This window comes from Dorea acetigenes (assembly GCF_025567385.1).
GTDB lineage: Bacteria > Bacillota > Clostridia > Lachnospirales > Lachnospiraceae > Claveliimonas > Claveliimonas acetigenes.
The window spans coordinates 1-1207 of the sequence record NZ_JAOQJU010000057.1; the positions used below are offsets into that span (position 1 = coordinate 1).

General features: G+C 39.9%; 1 pseudogene. It reads left to right on the forward strand.

What is annotated here, in order from left to right:
- A pseudogene (tet(O), locus tag OCV99_RS17945) lies at positions 1-1207 on the forward strand (tetracycline resistance ribosomal protection protein Tet(O)); the annotation flags it as partial.

Sequence of the window (1207 nt, forward strand, 5' to 3'; positions counted from 1 at the left end):
ATTATTAGTTTCTGCAAAGGATGGCATACAGGCACAGACCCGTATACTGTTTCATGCACTACAGACAATGAAGATTCCGACAATCTTTTTCATCAATAAAATTGACCAAGAGGGGATTGATTTGCCAATGGTATATCGGGAAATGAAAGCAAAGCTTTCTTCGGAAATTATAGTGAAGCAAAAGGTTGGGCAGCATCCCCATATAAATGTAACGGACAATGACGATATGGAACAGTGGGATGCGGTAATTATGGGAAACGATGAACTATTAGAGAAATATATGTCAGGGAAACCGTTTAAAATGTCAGAACTGGAACAGGAAGAAAACAGGAGATTCCAAAACGGAACGTTATTTCCCGTTTATCACGGAAGCGCTAAAAACAATCTGGGGATTCGGCAGCTTATAGAAGTGATTGCCAGTAAATTTTATTCATCAACGCCTGAAGGTCAATCTGAATTATGCGGGCAGGTTTTTAAGATTGAATATTCAGAGAAAAGGCGGCGTTTTGTTTATGTGCGTATATATAGCGGAACATTGCATTTGAGGGATGTTATTAGAATATCTGAAAAAGAGAAAATAAAAATCACAGAGATGTGTGTTCCGACAAACGGTGAATTATATCCATCCGATACAGCCTGCTCTGGTGATATTGTAATTTTACCAAATGATGTTTTGCAGCTAAACAGTATTTTGGGGAACGAAATGCTGTTGCCGCAGAGAAAATTTATTGAAAATCCTCTCCCTATGCTCCAAACAACGATTGCAGTAAAGAAACCTGAACAGCGGGAAATATTGCTTGGGGCACTTACAGAAATTTCAGATGGCGACCCTCTTTTAAAATATTATGTGGATACTACAACGCATGAGATTATACTTTCTTTTTTGGGGAATGTGCAGATGGAAGTCATTTGTGCCATCCTTGAGGAAAAATATCATGTGGAGGCAGAAATAAAAGAGCCTACTGTTATATATATGGAAAGACCGCTTAGAAAAGCAGAATATACCATCCACATAGAAGTCCCGCCAAATCCTTTCTGGGCTTCTGTCGGGTTGTCCATAGAGCCGCTCCCTATTGGAAGCGGAGTGCAGTATGAAAGCAGAGTTTCACTTGGATATTTAAATCAATCGTTCCAAAATGCGGTTATGGAGGGGGTTCTTTATGGCTGCGAGCAGGGGCTGTATGGATGGAAAGTGACAGACTGTAAA